Annotated in this window: 18 protein-coding genes, 1 tRNA gene and 2 pseudogenes; 12 read left to right on the forward strand and 9 right to left on the reverse strand. The window is 39.7% G+C overall.

The genetic code is table 11. The annotated features are described in order from the left end of the window. Nucleotides 1-148: 148 nt before the first annotated feature. Nucleotides 149-2,935, forward strand: a complete 2,787-nt coding sequence (locus RDV52_RS03210) for a TonB-dependent receptor (protein WP_004367111.1) — start codon at nt 149-151, stop codon at nt 2,933-2,935. A gap of 516 nt (nt 2,936-3,451) precedes the next feature. Here the strand turns inward: RDV52_RS03210 and RDV52_RS03215 are convergent. Further along, complete coding sequence (locus tag RDV52_RS03215) at nt 3,452-5,137, reverse strand: S41 family peptidase (RefSeq protein WP_036874711.1); 1,686 nt, start codon at nt 5,135-5,137, stop codon at nt 3,452-3,454. A gap of 116 nt (nt 5,138-5,253) precedes the next feature. Beyond that, nucleotides 5,254-5,739, reverse strand: coding sequence for a rhodanese-like domain-containing protein (locus RDV52_RS03220; RefSeq protein WP_004367107.1), 486 nt, complete (start codon nt 5,737-5,739; stop codon nt 5,254-5,256). 195 nt (nt 5,740-5,934) lie between these two features. Between RDV52_RS03220 and RDV52_RS03225 the strand changes: the two genes are divergently transcribed. The 4 genes from RDV52_RS03225 (at nt 5,935) to RDV52_RS03240 (ending at nt 12,878) form a co-directional block, all read left to right on the forward strand. After that, nucleotides 5,935-7,587, forward strand: a complete 1,653-nt coding sequence (locus tag RDV52_RS03225) for a glycogen/starch synthase (protein WP_004367106.1) — start codon at nt 5,935-5,937, stop codon at nt 7,585-7,587. A 92-nt stretch (nt 7,588-7,679) separates the two neighbouring features. Further along, nucleotides 7,680-10,238 (forward strand): alpha-glucan family phosphorylase, encoded by a 2,559-nt coding sequence (gene glgP / locus RDV52_RS03230; protein WP_004367103.1) that lies wholly within the window; start codon nt 7,680-7,682, stop codon nt 10,236-10,238. Nucleotides 10,239-10,589: 351 nt separating this feature from the next. Continuing rightward, a complete protein-coding gene (locus tag RDV52_RS03235) occupies nt 10,590-11,279 on the forward strand; it encodes a HEAT repeat domain-containing protein (protein ID WP_004367101.1) in 690 nt (229 codons plus the stop codon). 291 nt (nt 11,280-11,570) lie between these two features. Continuing rightward, a complete protein-coding gene (locus RDV52_RS03240; protein ID WP_115098584.1) occupies nt 11,571-12,878 on the forward strand; it encodes an IS5 family transposase in 1,308 nt (435 codons plus the stop codon). 15 nt (nt 12,879-12,893) lie between these two features. On the opposite strand, the gene RDV52_RS03245 is transcribed toward RDV52_RS03240, so the two are convergent. Continuing rightward, a complete protein-coding gene (locus tag RDV52_RS03245) occupies nt 12,894-13,403 on the reverse strand; it encodes a hypothetical protein (protein ID WP_147278301.1) in 510 nt (169 codons plus the stop codon). A 245-nt stretch (nt 13,404-13,648) separates the two neighbouring features. Between RDV52_RS03245 and RDV52_RS03250 the strand changes: the two are divergent. Continuing rightward, nucleotides 13,649-13,921, forward strand: a pseudogene (locus tag RDV52_RS03250) (phage portal protein); the annotation flags it as partial. Between the two features lie 98 nt (nt 13,922-14,019). Continuing rightward, complete coding sequence (locus RDV52_RS03255; RefSeq protein ID WP_004367097.1) at nt 14,020-15,327, forward strand: IS5 family transposase; 1,308 nt, start codon at nt 14,020-14,022, stop codon at nt 15,325-15,327. A gap of 406 nt (nt 15,328-15,733) precedes the next feature. On the opposite strand, the gene RDV52_RS03260 is transcribed toward RDV52_RS03255, so the two are convergent. From RDV52_RS03260 to xerD, 3 genes are all read right to left on the reverse strand, one after another. After that, nucleotides 15,734-15,804, reverse strand: a tRNA-Gln gene (locus RDV52_RS03260). Between the two features lie 217 nt (nt 15,805-16,021). After that, nucleotides 16,022-17,179: a hydroxymethylpyrimidine/phosphomethylpyrimidine kinase gene (locus RDV52_RS03265; RefSeq protein ID WP_004367096.1), complete on the reverse strand. Its 1,158-nt coding sequence runs from the start codon at nt 17,177-17,179 to the stop codon at nt 16,022-16,024. 24 nt (nt 17,180-17,203) lie between these two features. Then, the gene (gene xerD / locus RDV52_RS03270; RefSeq protein ID WP_040556933.1) at nt 17,204-18,133 is read right to left on the reverse strand and encodes a site-specific tyrosine recombinase XerD; all 930 of its coding nucleotides are present in this window, start codon (nt 18,131-18,133) and stop codon (nt 17,204-17,206) included. 64 nt (nt 18,134-18,197) lie between these two features. Here xerD and aroQ point away from each other — a divergent pair, with 64 nt between their 5' ends. Both aroQ and RDV52_RS03280 read left to right on the forward strand, forming a co-directional pair. Continuing rightward, the gene (gene aroQ / locus RDV52_RS03275; protein WP_004367094.1) at nt 18,198-18,629 is read left to right on the forward strand and encodes a type II 3-dehydroquinate dehydratase; all 432 of its coding nucleotides are present in this window, start codon (nt 18,198-18,200) and stop codon (nt 18,627-18,629) included. Nucleotides 18,630-18,647: 18 nt separating this feature from the next. After that, nucleotides 18,648-19,286, forward strand: a complete 639-nt coding sequence (locus RDV52_RS03280) for an O-methyltransferase (RefSeq protein ID WP_004367093.1) — start codon at nt 18,648-18,650, stop codon at nt 19,284-19,286. Between the two features lie 112 nt (nt 19,287-19,398). On the opposite strand, the gene kbl is transcribed toward RDV52_RS03280, so the two are convergent. Then, nucleotides 19,399-20,586 carry a glycine C-acetyltransferase gene (gene kbl, locus RDV52_RS03285; RefSeq protein ID WP_004367092.1) on the reverse strand — a complete coding sequence of 396 codons (1,188 nt, stop codon included), beginning with the start codon at nt 20,584-20,586 and terminating at the stop codon, nt 19,399-19,401. A gap of 184 nt (nt 20,587-20,770) precedes the next feature. On the opposite strand from kbl, the gene RDV52_RS03290 reads away from it, so the two are divergent. The 3 genes and pseudogenes from RDV52_RS03290 to RDV52_RS03300 all read left to right on the forward strand — a co-directional run bounded on the left by RDV52_RS03290 (nt 20,771) and on the right by RDV52_RS03300 (nt 23,766). After that, nucleotides 20,771-21,724: an NAD-dependent epimerase/dehydratase family protein gene (locus RDV52_RS03290; RefSeq protein WP_004367091.1), complete on the forward strand. Its 954-nt coding sequence runs from the start codon at nt 20,771-20,773 to the stop codon at nt 21,722-21,724. 273 nt (nt 21,725-21,997) lie between these two features. Beyond that, a pseudogene (locus tag RDV52_RS03295) lies at nt 21,998-22,902 on the forward strand (IS982 family transposase). Nucleotides 22,903-23,046: 144 nt separating this feature from the next. Next, nucleotides 23,047-23,766: an ATP-binding protein gene (locus RDV52_RS03300; protein WP_172606452.1), complete on the forward strand. Its 720-nt coding sequence runs from the start codon at nt 23,047-23,049 to the stop codon at nt 23,764-23,766. Here RDV52_RS03300 and RDV52_RS03305 read toward each other — a convergent pair. Continuing rightward, nucleotides 23,653-24,960, reverse strand: coding sequence for an IS5 family transposase (locus RDV52_RS03305; protein ID WP_115098583.1), 1,308 nt, complete (start codon nt 24,958-24,960; stop codon nt 23,653-23,655). The two genes, RDV52_RS03300 and RDV52_RS03305, sit on opposite strands and share 114 nt — an antisense overlap. A gap of 201 nt (nt 24,961-25,161) precedes the next feature. Next, entirely contained in the window at nt 25,162-25,944 is a 783-nt protein-coding gene (locus RDV52_RS03310) for a DUF4393 domain-containing protein (RefSeq protein WP_004367088.1), read from the reverse strand. Nucleotides 25,945-25,974: the final 30 nt, after the last annotated feature.

A 25,974-nucleotide genomic window follows, 5' to 3' on the forward strand; every position in this document is an offset into this window, starting at 1 on the left:
CCACTTTTGCAATTTAAAAACACAGTTTAAATGTTAAGATATTTTAAGAAACGGGGGGGGGGAAAATGCTTTTATATCAAAATAAAGTATTATATTTGCAACATCTTATAACTATAAAACCAATCTGAACAATAAATAAGTTGCATATATGATACGAAAGAAATGTTTATTTAGCCTTATACTTGCCCTATTGGCAAGCATACCAATGATGGTAAGTGCAGATATTGTTACAGGTAAAGTCGTAGACGACAAGACGGGCGAACCGTTGGCAATGGCGTCGGTAAAGGTAGAATGCAAAATGGGTGGATCTATTTACTGGACCTCTACCACTACCGATTCGTTGGGTAACTTCAGCAATCAGTGCCCCTCGGTGGGGCGAATGACGGTAACTGTGAGCCTCTTGGGCTACCACTCCACAAAGAAAAGAGCCTACTGTGAAAGCAGTTCGACTGCCGATACCATAAAGTTGGGAGAATTCAGACTGAAGCCGTCGGACGTTGTACTCGACGAAGTGATGGTGTCTGCAAAGGCTAAACGTTTCACCATACAGGGCGATACGATTGTGTTTAACCCCGCTGCATTCAAGCTAACCGAAGGTGCACGACTGAAAGAGCTCATAGAAAAGTTGCCGGGCGTAACGAAAAAGGACGGCAAACTCTACTGGAACGACAAACCTTTGCGCCTACAAATGAACGGACACGATATATTCGGAGGAAGCGGAATCGTTGCCGACCTACCTGCCGAAGCCGTTCAGAACATTAAAAGCTACAACAAAGCGAGCGAATTTGCCAAACATTCGGGCAAAGACGACGGCAAGGAAGACCAAGTTTTGGACATTAAAATAAAGGCGGGCTTTATGGATAAATGGTATGGCGACATAAAGGCAAAGTTACAATCGCCCAAGAACTACGAGGCTGATATTACTTCTACAAAGCTCAGCGACAAGAATCCTATCATGTTCCACCTTAATACCAACAACGTAGACCGATATCAGAAAGTAGGTACAAGCTGGTGGGAAAGTGGCGACTTCGACTATTTCGGCAAGGCACAGAATGCAGCCTTGGGCTATCAGCACAACTGGAAAGCAATAGCCAACGAGTATCACTTCATTGCGTTTACTTCCAACTTCAATCACAAAGATGGCTGGGGAACCGACTACGAGACTTCTCAGTACTTCTCACCAAACAGTGTTACGACGTGGAGCCTCAACCGAAAGAAACACTATAACCATGAAATAGCGCCCGAAGTGCGCGCCGAATTGATGTCGTTTGTCGACAGAAATAACATCGCTGCAGCAAACTTAATCTTCAATTACACATTGCAACGAAACAATACAGAGACAGGTAGCGCACGCTTCGACACCGATACGAAACCTTATGGAGACTTTCCTTTAGACTTAGCACTAAGCGCAGGGCACGGAGATGCTGTCTATCGGCACATCATAAACCGGGAACGTTCGTACCAGCAACAAATAAACGAAGGTGGAGGAATCAAACTCGAAGGTATCTGGAGACATTTCATTGCCAAGAAAGCACAGTTGGAAATCAATGCCGAAATGACATATCAGAATGGCAACAACCGCTTCGATGCTCACCGTGAGCTGGAGTATATAAACAAAGGAACGTCCTCGCCACTCTATCAATACAGCCGCGCACCCTATCATAACATAGAGGCAAGCGGAAAGGCTGAGATAGAATATCACATCAATGACGCACTTATGCTAACCGCAGCAGAACAGTTTAAAGCTGGTAACAATAACATTCGGCAAAGTTTTTACAGTTCTCCCATCGCTTCAAAGATAGAAGACGACCCCGAGAGCGTGCTCGATGCAGCCAACAGCTATCGCAGTAAGCACTTAGAAACCAATGCCACAAGTACACTCGGAATAACTTACAAGGTGGGCAATTGGCAATTTATTCCTAAGGTAAACTACAATTTTGACTGGGAAAGACTGAACTATCAGCGCGGCAGATTGGACACTGTGGCACACCGCAACAGCAATACCTTTATGCCGGGAATGGCTGTTAAATGGAAGTTAAACAAGAACAACCGCTTCGACTTCGCCTTCAACTATACGACAAAACTGCCCGACCTGCTGTCTACATTGGGCTATCGCGACGACACCGACCCATTCTGGATAGTAGAAGGAAATCCTCTCTTGCATCGCAGCCACCAGCATACAACCTCGTTAAACTATGCTGCCACAACGGCAAAACAGCAAGCTATGTTCCTCTTTAAAGTGGGTTACACACACATTATCAACCCCATTGCTACCGTGTATAACTTCGACCCACAAACAGGCGTGTACCGTAGCCACAGCGAAAACGTGCGAAGCGGCAACGATTGGTTCGCTGAAGTAACCTACGACCGAAGCTTTGGCGACTACATACGCTTCTCCAACAAGGCAGAAGTGCATTTCAAGAAAGCGTATGGCTATCTTGCCGACTTCAACGGACACGCTGCGCAAGAGCAAAACCAACTGAAAATGTTTACTTTCACATCAAATCCAGAACTGTCATACGAAAGCGATTGGCTGCAAGCAGGCATCTTCGGGGAAATTAATTTGCAACGAAACCGATACTCGCTGGCGAGCCAATACAACAACACACCTATTGAATATGCCTATGGATTGCGCGCAACACTGAAGTGGAAAGGCTGGGAAATAAGCAGCGAAATACAAGACAAAGCCGCAACGGGCTATCTTGCACAAGAGCTGAACCGCCACCGCATACTCTGGGAGGGCTACATTCGCTACGTCTGGAAGAAGAGCAAGAGCTGGATTGGATTAAGTTTCGACGACATTCTGAACCAAAACCGCTATTATTCTCTCGATGTAAACTCAACGAGTCGCACAGAAAAGTGGAACGAAATACTGCACCACTATGTTTCCTTAACCTTCAACTACCACTTCGACGCAAAGGGCAAGAAGAAGTAAGGAGCACGGTTGTACTCTGCAACCCTATGCCCTGCACTTTGCAATATCCCTGCTTTTGCATAATCTTCGTACTACTATTGAAGCAACATCTTTGCTCGGGAGGTCTGCAAATGTACAGACTTATTTCGGTCATTTGCGGGCTTTGAATTATACAATAGGGCAGGGGAAACAGAATGGATACGGAACGCATTGTGTTTTCTCCGCCTTTTCTTTTGCTTTACTCATGGATTTGTATCACCTTTGTGCCTAATTCATAGAATTATCACAGCTATGATAAATATTTTTTATAGCTGTGATAATATTTTTTCATAGCTGTGGAAAATATTTTTTATAGCTTTGATAAATTGACGGAACAGGCATCTAAATGTGTCTGGACAGGCATTTGCCGATGTCCCGAGTACCTATGCTCCGATGCATGAGGCATGGTTGCAGGACGGAACTGTAACAAACAATTAAGCGTGGTACGAACCACGCTTAATTGTTTCTGTCAAGTATCTTTTCTAAAGATTCCTTTATTTATTTCTTGTTTGGGGCTGGAGTTAGTATCTTTTTGTATTCATCGATATTGCCAAGCAGCCTCACGGCTTCTTTCCATTGCTTGTCGAACTGAAGACTGTTGGCTATTGCTCCACGCTGATAGTAGTAGGCAGCCACCAGGTCTGCTGTAACAAGTTGCTTTATGGTCTGCTTGTGATGGTCGAGTTCCTTTGCTAAATTGTGCTGCAACTTCTTCTCCAGTGCCGCGAACTCTGGTTTGGCATCGTCGTAATAGCCCTCGAACTTCGCAATGTCAATAAGGTTCTTTACTGCTTTCTCGCTTTGCCGGTCGTATTTGAATCCGCTCTTTATGACAGCCGACTTGAAACTTTCGTAGTCGGCATCGGAGACAACAAAACTTTTTGGGTCGCCAATGGTTGGATGTTGCTTAATATAATCCAATTCCCAGTTCATCATAACCTCTGTTGAATCTAATCCCGGATTTACAAGATAGAGCGCAATGTTGGGGATTGAGTCAGGGAGGACCTTCACGTCAGGACTTATACCACCACCGTCGCGCACAATTCTTCCATTTGCCGTATGGAACTCTTTCGTCAAAGAATCGGGAACGTGCTCCAGATATCCACCACGGCTGTGCTTGTAATTGATGGCTTGAATGCAGCGCCCGCTCGGAATGTAATATTTGCTGATTGTAAGCTTTAGGTTTCCGTTATAAGGCAAATCCATTGGTGCTTGTACCAATCCCTTGCCATAAGTACGACTGCCTAAGACTACGGCGCGGTCCAAGTCTTGCAAACTTCCACTTGTTATCTCGCTTGAACTTGCTGTTTCTCCGTTTACTAATACCACAATCGGTATAAGCGTGTCTATCGGTTCGACCGTTGTTTTGTATTCGCGGTTGGCACGTTGCATTTTTCCCTTCGTCTTCACAAGCAAAAGTCCCTTCGGCACAAACATATTCACGATGTTTATGGCTTCCTGAAGACTTCCGCCGCCATTGTTACGCAGGTCGAGCACTAACGACTTCATTCCCTCTTTCTTCATTTCCAAGAATGCTCTGCGAACATCTTTCGAACAGTCTACGGTGAAAGAGTTCAGGTCTATATATCCAATTCCGTTCTGTTGCAAGCCATAATAAGGCACGGCAGGCATCTGAATGGCTTTCCGGGTAAGTTTAAACTTCAATACCTTACCAGTCGAAGGGCGCTTTATCTTTAACAAGAAAGAAGACCCGGCATCGCCACGCAAGCGTTCGCTGACATAGCTTGTGGACTTTTTATGCATCAATGAATCGTTGATAGACAATATTATATCGCCCTTCTTCAGACCGGCTTCTGCGGCTGGCATGTTCTCATAGGGTTCGTCTATTATAACATTATCCAACTTGAGGTCGTATCGTATCAGTGCACCAATACCTGCATATTTGCCCGATATCATCATGTCCAGGTCCTTTACCTTGTCTTCAGGGAAATAGACGGTATAGGGGTCGAGCGAACTCAGCATGGCATTAATGCCGTTTCCTATAACTTCGTCGGCGTTCAGTGTGTCTACATACATCAAATCGAGATATTTGTAGATAGCCGAAAACGTCTCTAAATTCTTAGCGACTTTGAAGTTATGGTCTTTGTCTGGCGTACTTTGAGCCAGAACATTCGTCTGCGACAGGAATGTGCACACACACAAGCAGAGAAATAGTCTTTTCATCATTCTTTCGTACATACAAAAGGGTTTATTTTTAAGAGTCTGTGCAAATTTACACTATTATATTGAAATACGGTGAGTGGCAGGAATAAAAAATAACCAATTTGGTTTATATCGCATTACTTAAATATAAGTGTTTTTGGTAGTTTCACCCACTTATTGTTCACAACTATGTTTATAGTACTGCCCTTTAGCTGCTTGAAAGTGTAAGAACCATCGCCATTATATGTTAATGATGCTTCGAGGTCTTCGCTACCGTAGTCGTTAATAATAGTGAGTTTGGCAGTATTACCACTAATTGAATAATCTACAATAATCCACTTCCGAGTGTCGCGCTTGGCACCAAGATAGCCGGGAACCTTGCCAAACACTTCCTGATTGGGTATTAATATGCTTGGTTTATAGAGGTCGATGTCGAGCCAAACTTGGTACGCAGCGTTCTCGATGTGAGCTTTGAATATAGCTGTATCGGCAGAATTGTCCTGTACATGCGCAGAGGCATCGGCAACAAAAGTATCTGTTGCACGAATAGTGGCAGCAGACACTGTTATTACCAAACAGAATGCGAACGCCACTAACAATATCATTAATAGTCTTGTCTTCATAACTTCTGCAAAGATACTTCTTTTTTCTTTTGTATTGTAGCAAATATAGCTTTTCTTTTTCCAAAGTTAAACGTTCTGCAAAGAAACAACGTGATTTATATCATAATTTAAAGATTAAAACACTTAAATAATCGATTTAGTTCTTTGCAGTTCAATTTTTTATAGTACCTTTGCAAAGTTTGATAAGAAAAGAAAATGTTTCTGGATTTTATTTTTGAGACCAGTTGGGAAGTATGCAACAAGGTTGGTGGTATCTACACTGTGCTTTCCACACGTGCCAAAACATTGCAAGAGATAATGCGGGACCGCATTGTCTTCATTGGTCCTGATTGTTTCAATGGAGAAGAGAACCCATATTTTTTTGAAGACAAAGCACTTTTCAACGACTGGTTAGCCGTTGCCAAACATGATGGGTTAAGTTTAAAGATAGGTCGATGGAACACTCCAGGCACTCCAATAGCCTTTTTAGTAGACTTCAAGGCTTCTTATGCTGATAAGAACAAATTCTATGGTGAGCTTTGGGAACGCTACGGTGTAGACAGCCTGCATGCTTACGGCGATTACGACGACTCGGCTATGTTCTCTTATGCTACCGCAAAAGTTGTTGAAAGTTTCTTTCGGTTCTATTTATGCAACTGCACAAACGTTATTTTCCACGCCAATGAGTGGCAGACGGGCTTTGCTGCATTGGCATTACAGCACGATGTACCCGAGATAGCAACAATATTTACTACCCATGCAACAGGAATAGGACGCAGCATAGCCGGCAACAACAAGCCACTGTACGACTATCTGCAAGCATATAATGGCGACCAAATGGCAGACGAACTCAATATGCAGAGTAAACATTCTATTGAGAAACAGACTGCACACTATGTAGACTGCTTCACTACAGTGAGCGACATTACTGCCGTTGAATGTAAAGAACTCTTGGACAAACCCGTAGACGCGGTGCTTCCGAATGGATTCGAAGACGACTTCGTCCCTAAAGCCGCCCTATTTACGAAAAAACGTAACGCTGCCCGCAAACGATTGTTACGTATTGCCGAAGCGCTTACTGGTTCTAAGCTTGACGACAATACGCTTATTGTGTCTACAAGTGGGCGTTACGAATTCAGAAATAAGGGCATCGATGTCTTTATTGAGGCAATAAACAAATTAAGGCACGATGAAGAACTACAACGAGATGTCGTTGTATTCATTGAAGTACCAGGTTGGGTAGCTCGACCTCGCACTGACCTGCAAGAACGTTTAGCAACAAACAAAACATACGACACAGCACTGTTCCTTCCACTTGTTACACATGAACTACACAACATGGACGCTGATCGTGTATTGAACATGGCGCGTCATTTAGGCATTGCAAATGCACCCACCGACAAAGTGAAACTAATATTTATTCCTTGTTACTTGAATGGAGATGACGGAATAGTAAATATGTCTTACTACGATGTGGTGTTAGGCAACGACCTTTGTGTGTACCCATCTTACTATGAGCCATGGGGGTACACACCTTTAGAATCGATAGCTTTCAAAGTTCCGTGTATCACAACCGACCTTGCTGGCTTTGGTTTATGGGCAAACCAGCTGAAAGGCAAATTTTGCGAGATAACAGATGGCGTAAAAGTAATACACCGAACCGACAACAACTACTTTGAAGTGGCAGACAGCATAAAGCAGACCATAAAGGAATATGCTGCGATGGACAAGAAAACAGTTGAGAAATGTAGAGCGAACGCACAAAAGTTATCGAAGAAAGCATTGTGGCGCGAGTTCATACAAGCTTACAAAACTGCCTACGACATTGCCATAAAGAATAGAGACGTAAGATTAAGAGAAAGAGAATGAAAATGATAACAAACATATCCGAATATAGCGATAGACGGATTAGATTGTAAGGATAAAAAGAATAAACATAAAATAACATAATAGATAGAATTATGAAGATAAAGTCTGATTATTCAAATGAACCTCAATGGAAAGAGGTGAATGTTAAGTCAAGTCTTCCAAAAGAATTGGCTTGTCTCGACGAGATAGCACACAACCTTTGGTATGGTTGGACACACGAGGCACGTAGCCTTTTTACCCATTTGGACGAAGAACTTTACGAGAAGGTAGGGCACAATCCGGTGTTGTTACTCGAACAATTGAGCTACGACCGTAAGGAAGCCATTGTTAAAGACAAGGATCTGATGAAGCGCGTGAAGAACGTTTATAAGATGTTCAAGGACTATATGAACGTGAAACCCAATGCTAAACGTCCGTCAGTAGCCTATTTCTGTATGGAGTTTGGTCTTAACCAAGTCCTGAAAATCTATTCAGGTGGTTTGGGAATGCTCGCCGGGGACTACCTCAAAGAAGCGTCAGACTCTAATGTAGATCTCTGTGCAGTGGGCTTCCTCTATCGTTACGGCTACTTCCGTCAGAGTCTTTCAATGGACGGTCAGCAGATAGCAAAGTACGATGCACAAATCTTCAATTCACTTCCTATCGAACGTGTGCTCGATACTGATGGTAACCAAATGGTTGTAGATGTGCCTTACACCAACTATATGGTTCACGCATTGGTATGGCAGGTGAACGTAGGTCGTATAAAACTCTACTTGCTCGATACCGACAACGACATGAATTCAGAGTTCGACCGTCCTATTACGCATGCCCTTTACGGAGGCGATTGGGAAAACCGAATCAAGCAAGAAATATTGCTCGGTATCGGTGGCATACTCACTTTGAAGAAGCTCGGCATAAAGAAAGACATCTATCACTGCAACGAAGGACACGCAGCACTTTGCAACTTGCAACGACTCTGCGACTATGTAGAGCAAGGCTTAACATTCAATCAGGCAATGGAACTTGTCCGTGCATCTTCGCTCTACACCGTTCATACGCCTGTCCCAGCTGGACACGACTACTTTGACGAAGCTCTCTTCAACAAGTATATGTCAGGTTATCCCGAAAAATTGGGCATAAGCTGGGACGAATTCATCGGCATGGGACGTACCAATCCCGACGACCACAGCGAACGTTTCTGCATGAGTACCTTCGCTTGCAATACATCACAGGAAATCAACGGCGTATCTCGCCTGCACGGTTGGGTAAGCCAGAAGATGTTCGCACCGCTGTGGAAGGGCTATTTCCCCGAAGAAAACCATGTGGGCTATGTTACGAACGGTGTACACCTGCCTACATGGACAGCTACAGAATGGCGTAAAGTATACGCTGCAAACTTCGATGACAATTTTATGTCAGACCAAAGCAACGAGAATATTTGGCACGCCATATACAATGTTCCTGATGAGGAGATATGGAACACACGTATGGCTTTGAAGAATAAACTCATAAAATATATCCGCGATAAATTCACACAGCAATGGCTTCGCAACCAGGGAGACCCTGCAAAGGTGGTTTCTATCCTCGAAAAGATAAATCCTAACGCACTGATGATTGGCTTCTGCCGCCGCTTTGCAACCTATAAACGTGCGCACCTTCTCTTTACCGATTTGGAGCGTTTGGAGAAGATTGTGAACAATCCCGACCGTCCGGTGCTCTTCTTCTTCTCTGGTAAGGCACACCCTGCAGACGGTGCCGGGCAGGGACTGATTAAGCGAATATTCGAGATTTCGCAGATGCCACAATTCCTCGGCAAGATTATTTTCCTTGAAGACTACGACATGGAACTGGCACGCCGCCTTGTTTCCGGTGTCGATATTTGGATGAACACTCCGACTCGCCCGTTAGAGGCAAGTGGTACATCTGGCGAAAAGGCAGAAATGAATGGTGTTGTAAACTTGTCTGTGCTCGATGGCTGGTGGGTGGAAGGTTATCGCAAGGGTGCTGGCTGGGCTCTTCCAGAGAAGCGCACTTACCAAAACCAAGAGTATCAGGACAAACTCGATGCTGCCACAATCTACAGTTTGTTAGAAAACGAAATAACGCCTCTGTTCTTCAACAAGACCAAGGGCAAGACCTATTCGGCTGATTGGGTTAAGGTTGTGAAGAATTCTATCGCTACCATCGCACCACATTACACAATGAAGCGCCAGTTAGACGACTACTACTCTAAGTTCTATGACAAGCAGGCTGAACGTTCGGCTAAACTGCATGCCAACGATAACCGTTTAGCCAAGGAAATTGCATTGTGGAAAGAGACGGTAGCAGAACGTTGGGACAGCATTAACGTTATAGACAGCAATTTCGATGCGCTGAACAATGCCGTAACCGGAAAGGTAACAACACTTACATTCACGATAGACGAGCAGGGACTTCAAGACGCAGTTGGCTTGGAACTTGTAGTGCTAAACAATACGCCTGTCGACGATGTTAACATTCATAAGGTGTTGCCATTCAAGCTTGTTAAGACCGAGGGCAACCTCTACACTTTCCAATTAGACTTCGATGCCTCTGACGCAGGTGCATTCAAGTGTGCCGTTCGTATGTATCCAAAGAACAGTTTGTTGCCACACCGTCAAGACTTCGCGTATGTTAAGTGGCTCAACTAAGCTGCCGAATGCACATTATAATATATAGACAACAGTCCCCTCTCGAGTTCATATTCGGGAGGGGATTTTGTTTATGTCACTGTAAATGTGCCATACTTCGCATTGTGCAACGTCTTTACACGTTGGTTGAAAGTTTTCAGATATAGTGCAAAAAAGGCTTAGAGTACAATATATTCTGTTATTTTTAGTTTAATGTTTAGACATTAGTTGAGATATTTTGTTTGCACCATTTAGAGACTGATATGGAGGAATGTTTAATGTTAAAGTATTAATGGTGAACATTTCATTGCGAATGGACGTACGGGTACTATAAAAGGGGTATTTATATTTTAAAATAGTATTAAATTGATTATGAACGATAACGATGTTTCGTATTATTATAAGGAGGCTTTAGCTACAGATAGTTTTACGGTACACAATAACTTTCTGAATATGTTATTGCAAGATGATTCTGCATTAGGTATGGAACGCCATTATTGCTATTTTAAAGATTCGGAGAATGCTTATTTGAAACGAATTTTAGGGAAAGGATTTCTAAAGCGTGGAAGAGAAGGTATGCTTTTTTTGGAAGAAAAACTGAAAACTGAAACTGATACTCTGGCAAAATCTAATGTGATTCATCTCATAGGATTGTCGTACAATAAAGAATATCTGCCCTATATTCTGCCTTATCTTGACGATGCAGACAAAGAAATTAGATACAAAGCCATAATTGCTTGTGGCTGGTTGGGCGATGCTGAGGCTATTAAAATTTTAAAAGAACATTATGCTACCGAAAAAGATACTTTGTTGCGTGGATTTATTGTATCGGCTATGCGACAGATTTTTTTTAGACACAAGGAGACTAAGCAACAAATTGTAGATTTTATTTATGTAAAAATGCCAGAAGAAACCGACAACGAATTGCTTGCCATTATGATAGTTGTTCTTCAGGACCTTACAAAGATGAAATTTGGTTTGAAAGAAGAATCGAACTCTGGTATTATTTCGGGCAATGTTACACGAGCTGTAAATAAAGTGCTGAAAATGATAGAGAAGTAGAAACGTTGTTTTACAGATATTTTCGTAACTCTCCAATTCTCTTTTTGGGTTTAAATGCACAAATGGGCAGGTGTTCTAAATTAAACCCATATATGTTTGTTCCAATTTTGTTTTGCCCTATCAATATTTTTAAGTCTTTTTTGTGGATACAAAACGAGAGTAATTTTCAATGATAATTAGTTCTCCCTTAAAAACCTAATATTCCTCTGATTCATAGTATATTATCCTGTAAATTATTTGCTTATATCTGCAAGTTTTTGTACCTTTACATTATAAATCTTGCAGATATTTATGCTTAAACGTACATCCAAACAGCTCTCTTTGTTCTCTTCTTTAGAGGACATGCTTAGCCATGAACATCCCCTTTTCCAACTTAGTAATAAGATTAATTGGGCACGTTTTGAAAATGCTTTTTCTCCATTGTATTGCAGTACTAATGGTCGCCCTGCCCATGCTATTCGGTTGATGTGTGGTCTTTTAATTTTAAAACATTTGCGTAATGTGTCAGATGAAATGGTGGTTTCTCAATGGAGCGAGAATGCTTACTACCAATATTTCTGTGGTGGACTTGAATTTATGCCAAAAGAGCCCTGTGATGCTTCCGAGTTAGTTCACTTCAGAAATCGTATAGGTGAGAAAGGTATGGAGTTAATATTAGCCGAGAGCATCCGCGTTAATACTGACCATGATAACGAAGATCATTTTGATACGGCTTTCATTGATTCTACCGTGCAGGAGAAGAATATAACCTATCCTACAGATGCGAAGTTGCATAAAAAGATAATCAAAAACGTTCTGAAGATAGTTCATGACAATTGTCTCCCTCTACGACAGAGTTATACGCGTACCTTGAAAGGAATTTACCGTTCCCAACGTTTTCGTAATCATCCCAAGAATCGTAAGAAAGCTCTTAAGGCAGATAGGCAACTGAAGACCATAGCAGGTAGATTAGTAAGAGAGCTAGAGCGTAATCTTGTGGGAAGGAAAGGATATGAGAAGATGTTTGAGCTATATTACAGAGTTCTTTCTCAGAATAGGAAGTCAAAGAACAAAGTATATTCTCTGCACGAACCAGATGTAGTTTGCGTCAGCAAGGGTAAGGAACATAAGCAATATGAGTTTGGCAATAAAGTATCTATTCTTCGCTCATGGTCAGGACTTATTCTTGGTGCATGTTCTTTTAGGAATGAATATGATGGGCATACTATCGAAAAGACGTTGGAACAAACCCAAAGGATGACAGGAAGGAAGGTTGATAAGTTTGCAGGAGATAGAGGGTATAGAGGTTTAAAGCAGATTGGGCAGACAAAGATACTCATCCCAGACACTCCTAAAGCTAAAGACAGCTACTACCAAAAGAGAAAGAAACACAAGCTGTTTTGTAAACGAGCCGGTATAGAGCCAACGATAGGACATCTTAAAGCAGACCACCGATTATCTCGCAACTTTTATAAAGGTGTCAAAGGAGATGCTAGCAATGTATTATTAGCTGCCGCAGCATATAACTTCAAAAGAGCTATGAGAGTTCTTTTGTACCTTATAAAAAGAATCAGTATAAAGCTTGTCAGTACAAACTTTATGCTGAAATATAGTTTTTAAGGGACGACTATATAATTATAATTCATTATATTCTGACTTAGAACATTGTTTAAATAAGTATATATCAAAATACATTATAGAAAGTGATTTACTCCCAAAGCTATATTCATAGCCTAATCCTACATAAGTTTTATTATCAGAAAATTCTATTTTATTATCTTTAGAAGAAATAGAATAGATAGAATATTTCCTATTTAATGAATTTTTAAATCTCTCCCATACTTCTTTTAAAAGCTCTTCTGGAGTATATTCTCCATCATCCCTAAAATCAACACAATATAATTTTCCTTTATAAAAACTAAAATAAGTATCTTGCCAGTTATAGCCAGCAAATGTTATATTTGATGCTACATATTCACCATTTTTTCTAAGTGAATATTTATAATGATGATTTTTCAAATAATTTAATACTTGTGCCTTCGTTGTAACACCTAAAGTAAAATCTAATATTTTCCTTTGTATTTGAGCTGTTGCAGTTACCATACAAAGTAAAAGAAACATAAGAGAATATAATCGTGGTGTCATATAAACAGCTGTTTTTTACAAAAGTACAAAATAAAAATGATATAGTATAACTATATAAAAGTTAAAAATATATAAAAACGTATTGGTTTACTAAAAAGAAAAAAATAGAAGAACGTAGTAATCCATTTGATTATTTGATGTATAATAGTACTGGAAGTTATACAGAAAGTAAGGCTTTACTACTTAGTACGGTTTATAGATGTGTAGAAGTAATATCTGATAGCATTGCTTAGCTACCATTAGAGCCGTATAAAATAGACAATAATGGATATAAGATTAAATATACAGAGCATCCTACTTACAGCTTACTAAATAGAGAGCCAAATAATAAAATGACTAGGTTCACTTTTATAAAGACTTTGGTTATTAGTATGCTTTTAAAAGGTAATGGGTATGCTTATATAGAAAGAGATAATAACGGAAATGCTAAGGCTTTACATTATATTCCAGCAGAATTAGTAACTGTGGTACAGCCACAAACTATTAATGATAATATAGTATATAGTCCTCCCTTATAAACCTAATATTCCGCTGATTCATAGTATATTATACTTTAAATTATTTGCTCATATCTGCAAGTTTTTGTACCTTTACATTATAAATCTTGCAGATATTTATGCTTAAACGTACATCCAAACAGCTCTCTTTGTTCTCTTCTTTAGAGGACATGCTTAGCCATGAACATCCCCTTTTCCAACTTAGTAATAAGATTAATTGGGAATGTTTTGAAAATGCTTTCTCTCCATTGTATTGCAGTACTAATGGTCGCCCTGCCCATGCTATTCGCCTGATGTGTGGTCTTTTAATTTTAAAACATTTGCGTAATGTGTCAGATGAAATGGTGGTTTCTCAATGGAGCGAGAATGCCTACTACCAATACTTCTGTGGTGGACTTGAATTTATGCCAAAAGAGCCCTGTGACGCTTCCGAGTTAGTTCACTTCAGAAATCGTATAGGTGAGGAAGGTATGGAGTTAATATTAGCAGAAAGTATCCGTGTTAATACCGACCATGATGACGAAGATCATTTTGATACTGCTTTCATTGATTCTACTGTACAGGAGAAGAATATAACCTATCCTACAGATGCGAAGTTGCATAAAAAGATAATCAAAAATGTTCTGAAGATAGTTCATGACAAGAGTCTTCCTCTACGGCAGAGTTATATGCGTACGCTGAAAGGAATTTACCGTTCCCAACGTTTTCGTAATCATCCCAAGAATCGTAAGAAAGCTCTTAAGGCAGATAGGCAACTCAAGACCATAGCAGGTAGATTAGTAAGAGAGCTAGAGCGTAATCTTGGGAGAAGGAAAGGATATGAGAAGATGTTTGAGCTATATTACAAAGTTCTTTCTCAGAATAGGAAGTCAAAGAACAAAGTATATTCTCTGCACGAACCAGATGTAGTTTGCATCAGCAAAGGTAAGGAGCATAAGCAATATGAGTTTGGCAATAAAGTATCTATTCTTCGCTCATGGTCAGGACTTATTCTTGGTGCATGTTCTTTTAGGAATGAATATGATGGGCATACTATCGAAAAGACGCTAGAACAAACCCAAAGGATGATAGGAAGGAAGGTTGATAAGTTAGCAGGAGATAGAGGGTATAGAGGTATAAAGCAGATTGGGAAGACAAAGATACTCATCCCAGACACTCCTAAAGCTAAAGACAGCTACTACCAAAAGAGAAAGAAACACAAGCTGTTTTGTAAACGAGCTGGTATAGAGCCAACGATGGGACATCTTAAAGCAGACCACCGATTATCTCGCAACTTTTATAAAGGTGTGAAAGGAGATGCTATCAATGTATTATTAGCTGCGGCAGCATATAACTTCAAAAGAGCTATGAGAGTTCTTTTGTACCTTATAAAAAGAATCAGTATAAAGCTTGTCAGTACAAACTTTATGCTGAAATATAGTTTTTAAGGGACGACTAATTATGTTTCTCTAATTTTTATATTATAATCTTCTTTTTTATAATATAAAAGTGCCGAATTTATAATAAGGAAAAATCTTTTTTTTCATTATAAGTTTTCGACCGTTCATAACAGTCTTGTTTTTAGTGGTTTAAATTTATCTGGTTATATCTGTATCATTCCACCTTTCTGCCATATTTTTTGTATGGGCAACACACTTTCGAAAAAAATGATAGGTAGCAAACCATAAACTAACGGTATGTTTATGTATTAATAGAAACTAATTTTGAGCATGTGAATTAGGTTTCGGATAGAATATTAGAAAGTTTTAAGCCGACAAAAGAGATGAAAAAGGGGAAATAAAAACAGCTAATATGTAGAAAATGACATATTAGCTGAACCTATCCTTAAATAAGTTGTCCTAAGCGGATTCGAACCACTACAAACAGAACCAAAACCTGTTGTGCTACCATTACACCATAGGACAATTGCGAGTGCAAAAATAGTGCTTTTTTAGTTTATGTACAAACTTTTTGCTAAAAAAATGCGGTTTTTGTGCATTTAGCATAAAAAAATGGTGATTTATTCATTGTCGTCTTCTAATGTGTATGATGTTATTATCGCCCTTTATTAGGTATTTAGCAAAACAAATAAACCAATTGTTTGTGCCATAAAATTGCCCACTTGTTGCATACGGTTTGAATTTACACCACCACACTTTTTGCTTTTTTTCTGTATTGTCCTGGTGCACAACCTTTCATTTTTTTAAAAAACTTATTGAACTGTACTTGCGACGAAAAACCGAAGGCGAAAGCTATTTCCTGAATGTTTTGAGTAGTCCCTATAAGATAGGTTTCCACCTCTTTTATAATGTAATCGTCTATAAGTTGTTTTGGTGTTCGTCCTGCAACACGTCTGGTTATTTGTGCTAAATAGCGAGGTGTTACATTTAGCGCATCGGCATAGAAGCGCACTTCGCCCGTTTTACGATGATTGGCAGCAATGTTATCCATAAGTTGGTTGTATAGTTCCAACATTCTGTCGGAAATTGTTTGTTGTGGCAAATCGCTGCTATGGTCGAGCAGTCGGACATTTGTGCCAAGATTAGAGTCGGCAGAACGCAAAATAAGTTGGCACATATAGTCAGATGCCTTTCCAATAGCTTGTTCTACACTGTTTCCAGCACACAAATTAACTGCAACTGCCGATGTAAATGCTCCGCCCGAACCGTGAGTAATGCGGTCTATAAAGCCAGGTCGGGTGTAAAAGTGTGCCGTTTTGTTTTTCTCTACCAATACATCGGTAAACGATGCTTTAGTAACAATTCCTCCTTGCAACACAACAGACGCACTTCCTAATTGCAGAATTTTTCGTGCCAATAGTTCCAAAGCCTCGTTGCTGTGTGTTTCTTTTTCGTGCAACATATAGGCAGCACTATTTTGTTGCATAATAACAATGCTGCTTAATGGAAAAAGACGTTGCACCACAGCATTAACCACTTCGTTCGGCATAAGCATTTTGCCACTACTACTAATAATAACGGCATCTAAAACCACAAATTCAGGTTTGTATTTACGCAGCAAGTGTTCAACGGCAATTACTTGTTCTACATTTCTAAGCATACCAATCTTCACAGCATTGGGTTTTAAATCGTTCAACACCGCACAAATTTGCAAATTCAGCACTTCGGCAGGAATGTCGTATAATTGCCGAATGCCTTCCGAATCTTGTGCAGTAACCGAAGTTATTGCAGTAGCCGCATACGCTCCTAACATAGTTATGGTTTTAATATCGGCTTGAATTCCCGAACCGCCCGTACTGTCCGAGCCAGTTATAGTAAGAATGGTGGTTTTTCTTTCCATAGTTGGTGTGTAAACAAGAGTTTGTTACTGGTGTTGTTGTTTGTAAGCAATGTTTCGTGGGTGATGTTCCAGAATTTCTTTGCGCAGAGTAGTGGTGTCTATATGCGTATAAATTTCGGTTGTGCTAATGCTTTCGTGTCCAAGCATAGCCTGAATGGCACGCAAGTTTGCACCACCTTCGAGCAAAGCAGTGGCAAACGAGTGTCGCAATGTGTGTGGCGATATGGTTTTTTTTATGCCAGCATCTTTGGCATAATTCTTAATCATTATCAAAATCATAGTCCGAGTGAGATGCGCACCACGTCTGTTTAAGAAAATATAATCTTCTTCTCCTTCTTTTATCTTCATAGCGTTGCGGTCGGCAAACCAAAAATCCAATTCTTGCAAGGCTCTTGGAGAAATTGGTACCAAACGTTCTTTAGAACCTTTACCCATAACCCGCACAAATTGTTCTTCGCGATAGAGATTTGACAGTTTAAGATGGGTAAGTTCTGATACACGTAATCCGCACGAAAACAAAGTTTCTATAATGGCACGGTTTCTATGTCCTTCCCATTTAGATAAATCTATGGCACTTTCAAGCATATCAACTTCGGCAGTAGAAAGCACTTCTGGCAAATGTTGTGGTTGTTTTGGCGATTCGAGTAATTCGGTAGGGTCGGCTTCTATATATCCATCGAGCACTAAGAAACGATAAAACTGCCTTACTCCACTTAAAATTCGAGCCAACGAACGGGCACCAATTCCCAAATCGCCAATAGTAGCAGCAAAGTTTTCTATATCTTCCAACTTTGCCTCTTGTGGTATTTTCTGTTCGTCGGCTAAAAACTTCAATAATTTGTCTACATCGCGAATGTAGGCTTCTAATGTATTTGGCGAATAACCTTTTTCCAACTTTAAATAGCGTAGGTACTTATGAATAAGATTAGAACTTGTTTCTTTGCTCGTTTGCATATTATTGTGTATTTTTGCAGAGGTTGTGCCCGATGAGTGCAAAGTTAAATAATTTCTGTGTAATATGAAAATAATCGTAGTTAATGGTCCAAACCTTAATTTGTTAGGCAAACGAGAACCCAGTATTTATGGCAAAATGCCTATGGAAAACTATCTGACAAAATTGCGTGCAATGTATGCTGATGTAGACATTGAGTACTATCAGAGCAACGTAGAGGGCGAACTTATAAACAAGTTGCAGGAAGTGGGGTTCGCTTACGATGGTATTGTGCTGAATGCTGGGGCATATACGCATACAAGTATAGCACTGTCAGACTGTATTCGGGCTATTGCCGCGCCCGTTGTAGAGGTACATATAAGTAATGTAAATAGTCGCGAAGAATATCGTAACCATTCTATGATAGCTTCTGCTTGTATTGGAACTATTCAGGGATTTGGAATGGACAGTTATAGGCTTGCAGTGGAAGCTTTGAAAACTATAAATGCCAATTCTTAAAAGCAAAAAGGCAAACAAATGACGGAAACCGAACAGATAGATAAGTACATTTTAGACCATATTGCCCCGGAAGGCGGCTATTTGTACCGACTTTACCGAGCAACCAACATACACACCATTCACGGACGAATGGCAAGTGGGCATTTGCAAGGGCGATTATTAAAAATGTTGGTACAAATGGTTCAGCCCAAAAACGTATTGGAAGTGGGAACGTTCAGCGGATATTCTGCCATTTGTATTGCTGAAGGTCTGCCAGACGACGGCAAACTCTATACTTTTGAAATAAATGACGAGATGGAAGATTTTACACGTCCGTGGATAGAAGGGTGTGAAGTAGCCGACAAAATAGACTTTCGCATTGGCGATGCTAATATAGAAGCACCAAAGTTAGGCATTACTTTCGATATGGTTTTTGTGGACGGCGACAAGCGAACTTATTTGGAAACTTACGAAACCGTGCTAAAAATGTTGCGTCCTGGAGGTTATATTCTTGCCGATAATACGCTGTGGGACGGACACGTTACCGATAAGGCTTACGAACACGACCATCAAACGCAAGGCATTCGCAAGTTCAACGACTTTGTAGCAAACGACACTCGGGTAGAAAATGTAATACTGCCTTTGCGCGATGGGCTGACAATTGTGCGGAAGAAGTAAGGGCAGAAAGTGTTTATATTCTGAAATAAAAGAAAAGAAAAAAGAGGCGCACCAATATAGTGCGCCCCGAACATAATTTAATTCAAATGAAAGAGTTGTATTTATTAACCTTTTATTTCAGCACACCAAGTTCCTTGCCAATCTTAATGAAAGCGTTAATGCACTTGTCTAACTGTTCACGATTGTGCCCTGCGGAAATCTGAACACGAATACGAGCTTCGTTCTTTGGTACTACTGGATAGTAGAAACCTGTAACGTAGATGCCTTCTTCGAGCATCTTTGAAGCGTAAACTTGTGAGAGTTTCGCATCGTAGAGCATAACAGCGCAGATAGCACTTTGTGTAGGTTTAATATCGAAACCTGCAGCTATCATTTTTTCGCGGAAGTAATTTACGTTTTCAACCAACTTGTCGTGCAATTCGTTGCTTTCTTTCAGCATTTTGAAAACTTCGAGACTTGCACCGATAATGCTTGGAGCCAGCGAATTTGAGAAGAGGTAAGGACGGCTGCTCTGACGAAGCATATCTATTATCTCTTTGCGACCAGTAGTGAAACCACCAAGTGCACCGCCAAATGCTTTGCCAAGTGTGCCTGTGTAAATATCAACACGACCGTAAGTCTTGCAAAGTTCGCTAACACCGTGTCCAGTTTCGCCAACCACACCTGCAGAGTGGCTTTCGTCTACCATAACAAGTGCATCGTATTTTTCTGCCAAATCGCAAATCTTGTCCATCGGAGCAACATTGCCGTCCATAGAGAAAACACCATCGGTAACAACAATGCGGAAACGTTGAGCCTGTGCTTCCTGCAAACATTTCTCCAATTCTTCCATGTTTCCATTAGCGTAACGGTAACGTTTAGCCTTGCAGAGGCGAACACCGTCTATAATAGAAGCGTGGTTCAATGCGTCAGAAATGATAGCGTCTTCTTCGTTGAACAATGCGCCGAATACACCGCCGTTAGCATCGAAACAAGCTGCGTAGAGGATAGTATCTTCTGTTTTGAAGTAATCGGAAATGGCAGCTTCAAGTTCCTTATGAATGTCTTGTGTTCCGCAGATAAAACGTACTGAAGACATGCCGAAGCCACGCTTGTCCATCATTTTCTTCGCACCTTCTATAAGGCGTGGGTGGTTAGACAAGCCGAGATAGTTGTTTGCACAGAAGTTCAGTACCTTCTTTCCCTTCACTAAGATTTCAGCTTGCTGTGGTCCTTCAATAATACGTTCTTCCTTGTAAAGACCTGCATCTTTAAGTCCTGCGAGTGAATCGCAGAGATGTTGTTTCATTTTACCATACATAGCATAAAGTTTTTAATTATTCGCATACAAAGGTCTTCATATTTTTTGAGAAAAGGAACTGAAATACTAATTATTTTGTAGGGAAACTGCTTTTTTATACAACATTAATACTTCTAATTTCTAAATTAATCAAAAAAGTACTTAACTTTGTGCCACAAAACGATAAAATCTATTTAATAATAATATGAAAAATATTTTAGTTGTTGGCTCTACAGGGCAGATAGGCTCAGAGCTTGTAAGAGAATTGCGCAGCATTTACGGTGGCAACAACGTTGTTGCAGGTTTCATAAAAGGAGCAGAACCTACGGGCGAACTTCTCGAAGGTGGTCCATCGGCAGAGTGCGACGTTACAAATCCGGAAATGATAGCAGCCGTGGTGAAGAAGTACAACATTGACACCATTTACAATCTTGCTGCATTGCTCTCGGTTGTGGCAGAAGGAAAACCACGCTTGGCTTGGAAGATTGGCATCGACGGCTTATGGAACATTCTCGAAATTGCCCGCGAAAACAAGTGCGCAGTGTTCACACCAAGCTCTATTGGTTCGTTCGGTCCAAGTACACCACACGACATGACACCACAAGACACTGTTCAGCGTCCAGGCACAATTTACGGAGTTTCTAAGGTAACTACCGAGTTGCTTTCAGACTACTACCAGAAGAAGTACGGCGTAGACACACGTTCGGTACGCTTCCCAGGTATTATTTCATACGTAACTCCTCCAGGTGGTGGTACAACCGATTACGCTGTAGATATTTATTATTCAGCAGTGAAAGGTGAAAAGTTTGTTTGTCCTATCAAGAAAGGCACCTACATGGATATGATGTATATGCCCGATGCATTGCACGCTGCAATATCTTTAATGGAAGCCGACCCGACAAAGCTTATCCATCACAATGGTTTCAACGTTGCTGCCATGAGTTTCGAGCCGGAAGAGATATTTGCAGAAATAAAGAAACACAAGCCAAACTTTGAGATGGTTTACGATGTAGACCCATTGAAGCAAGGTATTGCCGACAGTTGGCCCGACCGTTTGGACGATTCTTGCGCCCGCAGCGAATGGAACTGGAAGCCTAAGTACGACCTCAAGAGTATGACCGTAGATATGCTTGAACAGCTCAGCAAGAAACTTCTATAAACCGAAATAAGAAAAATGGGGATTTTAAAATAATCTCTGCAAAATAAAAGGGAAAAGTCTGGAGGCATTTGCTTTCAGACTTTTTTATTCCACATCGATCATCAGGAATAGACACTCTGTCAATTTCAATGACCGATTTAGTATTTAATATAAGTAGGATTTTAAAATTAACGTGAGTTCGACGAATTGTAAGTGCCTATAAATTTGGTGATTAGCGAAATTTGTTGTAACTTTAAGGCGCTAACATACAAACAATTACAAACAAAAATCGCTATGATCACCGAAGACAAAGTTACTGAAATCTTTTGTATGGCAGATGACTTCTGCAAGTTTTTTGATGCAATGACAGCAAAATATACGTTAAAAGCTACTGAAAAAAGAAAATATCATCGAAATTCTACAATGTCAAAGGCTGAAGTCATGCTGATAATGATTCTTTTCCACGGCTCCGGTTATCGCTGCTTTAAACATTTCTATCTTGAAAAAGTATGCAAGCATCTTCACCATCTGTTTTCCAATGTTGTTTCTTATAACCGTTTAGTAGAATTGGAAAGGGAGGTAGCCTACCCTTAACCTTGTTTATCAAGAAGGTCCTGTTGGGCAAATGTACGGGCATAAGCTTCGTTGACAGCACACCACTGCGTGTCTGCAAAAACCAAAGAATACATATTCACAAGGTTTTCAAAGGCATAGCTCAAAGAGGAAAATGCTCCATGGGTTGGTTCTTCGGTTTCAAGTTGCATTTGATTTGCAATGAGAAAGGAGAGCTTCTCAACTTTATGATAACGCCGGGAGATGCTGATGACCGTAAACCTTTGGAGTACAAAGCATTCATAGATTTTATATATGGTAAGCTAGTCGGTGACAAGGGATACATCGGCAAGAACCTCTTTCAAAGGCTTTTTGTTGACGGAATACAACTTATTACCAAATTGAAAAGTAACATGAAAGGAGCTTTAATGAGTGTTTCAGACAGACTTTTACTCAGAAAAAGAGCCATTATAGAAACGGTGAATGATGAACTTAAGAACATTGCACAAGTGGAACACTCCAGACATAGATGCTTTGACAATTTCATCGTCAACTTATTAGGGGCTATTGCTGCCTATTGTCTGTTTCCAAAGAAGCCGTGCATAAATCTGCAAAGGACTATTGATACACAACTTGCATTGTTTTGAATTCATCGAACTCACGTTAATATTAATAATATACAAAACATAGAATTAGGTACTGGAGACTACATTTTTGATTATACAAATTTGTCTATCGATGAATTGTACTATTTGCTACATCCATCTTCTAAAACACAAGTACCAAAACTGATGGAAGCCATAAGATCTTTGAAAATGTCAAAACTTGACACAAATACAGAATTAGCTTCATATTATAAACAAGACCCACAAGGAATTTCGATTGTAGGGAATATCTACAAAGCAAAAAAAGCAAAACGATCATTTGAAGTCTTCTATTACAATCATATTGTGGATATAGAAGACAAATCATGTAATTTCGATTTTAATCTTCTTGCAGCGCAGATTACAAATGAATGTATTTGGGATTCTGACAGAAATAATTCTTCATTGTGGGGAGACAGAAACGAAACAGATGTTTCCAATTGTATCAGTTTAATATCTCGTATAAATAATGTGATGTCAACATCCGAATATAATAAGATTTTTGGGTTTAGAAAAGAGACCATTCCCAATGCGAAAGATTTGCGAGTGGGTATACAAAACTTCATACAAGATACGAACCATAGTATTCTTCGATTAGACTTTTCAAAAGTGAGTTTTGATTATCAAGTAAGAGAAATATTGGTAAATGCAATAGGGAACCATTTATTGAATGAAGCAAGAAAAGGACTTTATAAAGATAGTTCAATAATTGTATTCATTGACGAAGCTCATCAGTTTTTAAATAGTCATCCCTTAAAAACTATATTTCAGCATAGAGCTTGTACTAGCAAGCTCTATGCTGATTCTTTTTATAAGGTACAAAAGAACTCTCATAGCTCTTTTGAAGTTATATGCTGCGGCAGCTAATAATACATTGATAGCATCTCCTTTGACACCTTTATAAAAGTTGCGAGATAATCGGTGGTCTGCTTTAAGATGTCCTATCGTTGGCTCTATACCAGCTCGTTTACAAAATAGTTTGTGTTTCTTTCTCTTTTGGTAGTAGCTGTCTTTAGCTTTAGGAGTGTCTGGGATGAGTATCTTTGTCTGCCCCATCTGCTTTATACCTCTATACCCTCTATCTCCTGCTAACTTATCAACCTGCCTTCCTGTCATCCTTTGGGTTTGTTCTAGCGTCTTTTCGATAGTATGCCCATCATATTCATTCCTAAAAGAACATGCACCAAGAATAAGTCCTGACCATGAGCGAAGAATAGATACTTTATTGCCAAACTCATATTGCTTATGGTCCTTACCCTTGCTGACGCAAACTACATCTGGTTCGTGCAGAGAATATACTTTGTTCTTTGACTTCCTATTCTGAGAAAGAACTCTGTAATATAGCTCAAACATCTTCTCATATCCTTTCCTTCCCACAAGATTACGCTCTAGATCTCTTACTAATCTATCTGCTATGGTCTTCAGTTGCCTATCTGCCTTAAGAGCTTTCTTACGATTCTTGGGATGATTACGAAAACGTTGGGAACGGTAAATTCCTTTCAAGGTACGCGTATAACTCTGTCGTAGAGGGAGACAATTGTCATGAACTATCTTCAGAACGTTTTTGATTATCTTTTTATGCAACTTCGCATCTGTAGGATAGGTTATATTCTTCTCCTGCACGGTAGAATCAATGAAAGCCGTATCAAAATGGTCTTCGTTATCATGGTCAGTATTAACGCGGATGCTCTCGGCTAATATTAACTCCATACCTTTCTCACCTATACGATTTCTGAAATGAACTAACTCAGAAGCGTCACAGGGCTCTTTTGGCATAAATTCAAGTCCACCACAGAAATATTGGTAGTAAGCATTCTCGCTCCATTGAGAAACCACCATTTCATCTGACACATTACGCAAATGTTTTAAAATTAAAAGACCACACATCAAGCGAATAGCATGGGCAGGGCGACCATTAGTGCTGCAATACAAAGGAGAAAAAGCATTTTCAAAACATTCCCAATTAATCTTATTACTAAGTTGGAAAAGGGGATGTTCATGGCTAAGCATGTCCTCTAAAGAAGAGAACATAGAAAGCTGTTTGGATGTACGTTTAAGCATAAATATCTGCAAGATTTATAATGTAAAGGTACAAAAACTTGCAGATATAAACAAATAATTTAGAGGATAATATACTATGAATCAGAGGAATATTAGGTTTATAAGGGAGGACTAATTAATAGGTAGGTCAATAGCCTTTGGAGATAAGAATCTATACTTATCTCTATTAATTATCGACTACTCCCATAAGAAAACATACGATTATTTAATACAAGCTTTTATAAATAACTTTCCAAAATCAGTAATCTCATAATAACTTTCTTCGACAGTAATAGATTTATAAGTTTGAGGAACAAGTGCGTCCTCAAGTTTTTTCAAATTGACTTCATCTCTAATCTTATTATAAATAGTTTTATCTATTCTAAAAATGCCAGCCTTGTCTATTATAATACCTAAGCTGATAAAATTAGCCAAATATGCATTGAGGTTTTGAGGATAATTGAATTCTATTTCATTCCTTAAAAGTGTTTCATGGTCAACAAGTGTCGCATACCCCTCCCCATCTTTTGCATCACCGTAAAAATTACAATACTGGATATCAATTTTATCCTTTAGATAGCTTAATATTCTTGCTTCATCGGGAGACATTCGTTCTATCATATTAACGAATGAAGGATGTGCATTATTTACCATATCAGCATTTGATGCATTTGCCAATAATGTTGTAAACATATCGGCTATTTCATCATTTGTGGTATACGAAAGTTTTTCAATTATAGGAGTACCTATCTGTGGGTGCACCTCACAACGTTTATCTTCAGGTATTTCTTCTAGTTTTTCTTTATATTCATTTAAACGCTTCTTGAAATTCAATTTAAACTTCTCATTTAATAGTTTTACTGGCAATAAAAAAGAAGTACTAAATTCAAAGACTGTACCCAATGCATTTCCTACCGCTTTAACACTTGGTTGCGCCAAATCCTGATAAATTACTCCTAAAATATTCGGAGTTGATTTTATTAAATCTGTAATATTATTATCCATATTTATTGTTTTGTATTCTTTATACCTATT

Origin of the sequence: Prevotella nigrescens (assembly GCF_031191185.1) — a bacterium.
Taxonomy (GTDB): Bacteria; Bacteroidota; Bacteroidia; order Bacteroidales; family Bacteroidaceae; genus Prevotella; species Prevotella nigrescens.

Bases quoted from the DNA above. Each gene is read 5' to 3' on its own strand.
- aroQ (WP_004367094.1), top strand. From the start codon at position 18,198: ATGAAAATAATCGTAGTTAATGGTCCAAACCTTAATTTGTTAGGCAAA.
- RDV52_RS03280 (WP_004367093.1), top strand. From the start codon at position 18,648: ATGACGGAAACCGAACAGATAGATAAGTACATTTTAGACCATATTGCC.
- RDV52_RS03310 (WP_004367088.1), bottom strand. From the start codon at position 25,944: ATGGATAATAATATTACAGATTTAATAAAATCAACTCCGAATATTTTA.
- RDV52_RS03305 (WP_115098583.1), bottom strand. From the start codon at position 24,960: ATGCTTAAACGTACATCCAAACAGCTTTCTATGTTCTCTTCTTTAGAG.
- RDV52_RS03215 (WP_036874711.1), bottom strand. From the start codon at position 5,137: ATGAAAAGACTATTTCTCTGCTTGTGTGTGTGCACATTCCTGTCGCAG.
- RDV52_RS03240 (WP_115098584.1), top strand. From the start codon at position 11,571: ATGCTTAAACGTACATCCAAACAGCTCTCTTTGTTCTCTTCTTTAGAG.
- RDV52_RS03300 (WP_172606452.1), top strand. From the start codon at position 23,047: ATGGAAGCCATAAGATCTTTGAAAATGTCAAAACTTGACACAAATACA.
- RDV52_RS03290 (WP_004367091.1), top strand. From the start codon at position 20,771: ATGAAAAATATTTTAGTTGTTGGCTCTACAGGGCAGATAGGCTCAGAG.
- glgP (WP_004367103.1), top strand. From the start codon at position 7,680: ATGAAGATAAAGTCTGATTATTCAAATGAACCTCAATGGAAAGAGGTG.
- RDV52_RS03245 (WP_147278301.1), bottom strand. From the start codon at position 13,403: ATGACACCACGATTATATTCTCTTATGTTTCTTTTACTTTGTATGGTA.
- RDV52_RS03210 (WP_004367111.1), top strand. From the start codon at position 149: ATGATACGAAAGAAATGTTTATTTAGCCTTATACTTGCCCTATTGGCA.
- RDV52_RS03225 (WP_004367106.1), top strand. From the start codon at position 5,935: ATGTTTCTGGATTTTATTTTTGAGACCAGTTGGGAAGTATGCAACAAG.
- RDV52_RS03255 (WP_004367097.1), top strand. From the start codon at position 14,020: ATGCTTAAACGTACATCCAAACAGCTCTCTTTGTTCTCTTCTTTAGAG.
- RDV52_RS03235 (WP_004367101.1), top strand. From the start codon at position 10,590: ATGAACGATAACGATGTTTCGTATTATTATAAGGAGGCTTTAGCTACA.
- xerD (WP_040556933.1), bottom strand. From the start codon at position 18,133: ATGCAAACGAGCAAAGAAACAAGTTCTAATCTTATTCATAAGTACCTA.
- RDV52_RS03220 (WP_004367107.1), bottom strand. From the start codon at position 5,739: ATGAAGACAAGACTATTAATGATATTGTTAGTGGCGTTCGCATTCTGT.
- RDV52_RS03265 (WP_004367096.1), bottom strand. From the start codon at position 17,179: ATGGAAAGAAAAACCACCATTCTTACTATAACTGGCTCGGACAGTACG.
- kbl (WP_004367092.1), bottom strand. From the start codon at position 20,586: ATGTATGGTAAAATGAAACAACATCTCTGCGATTCACTCGCAGGACTT.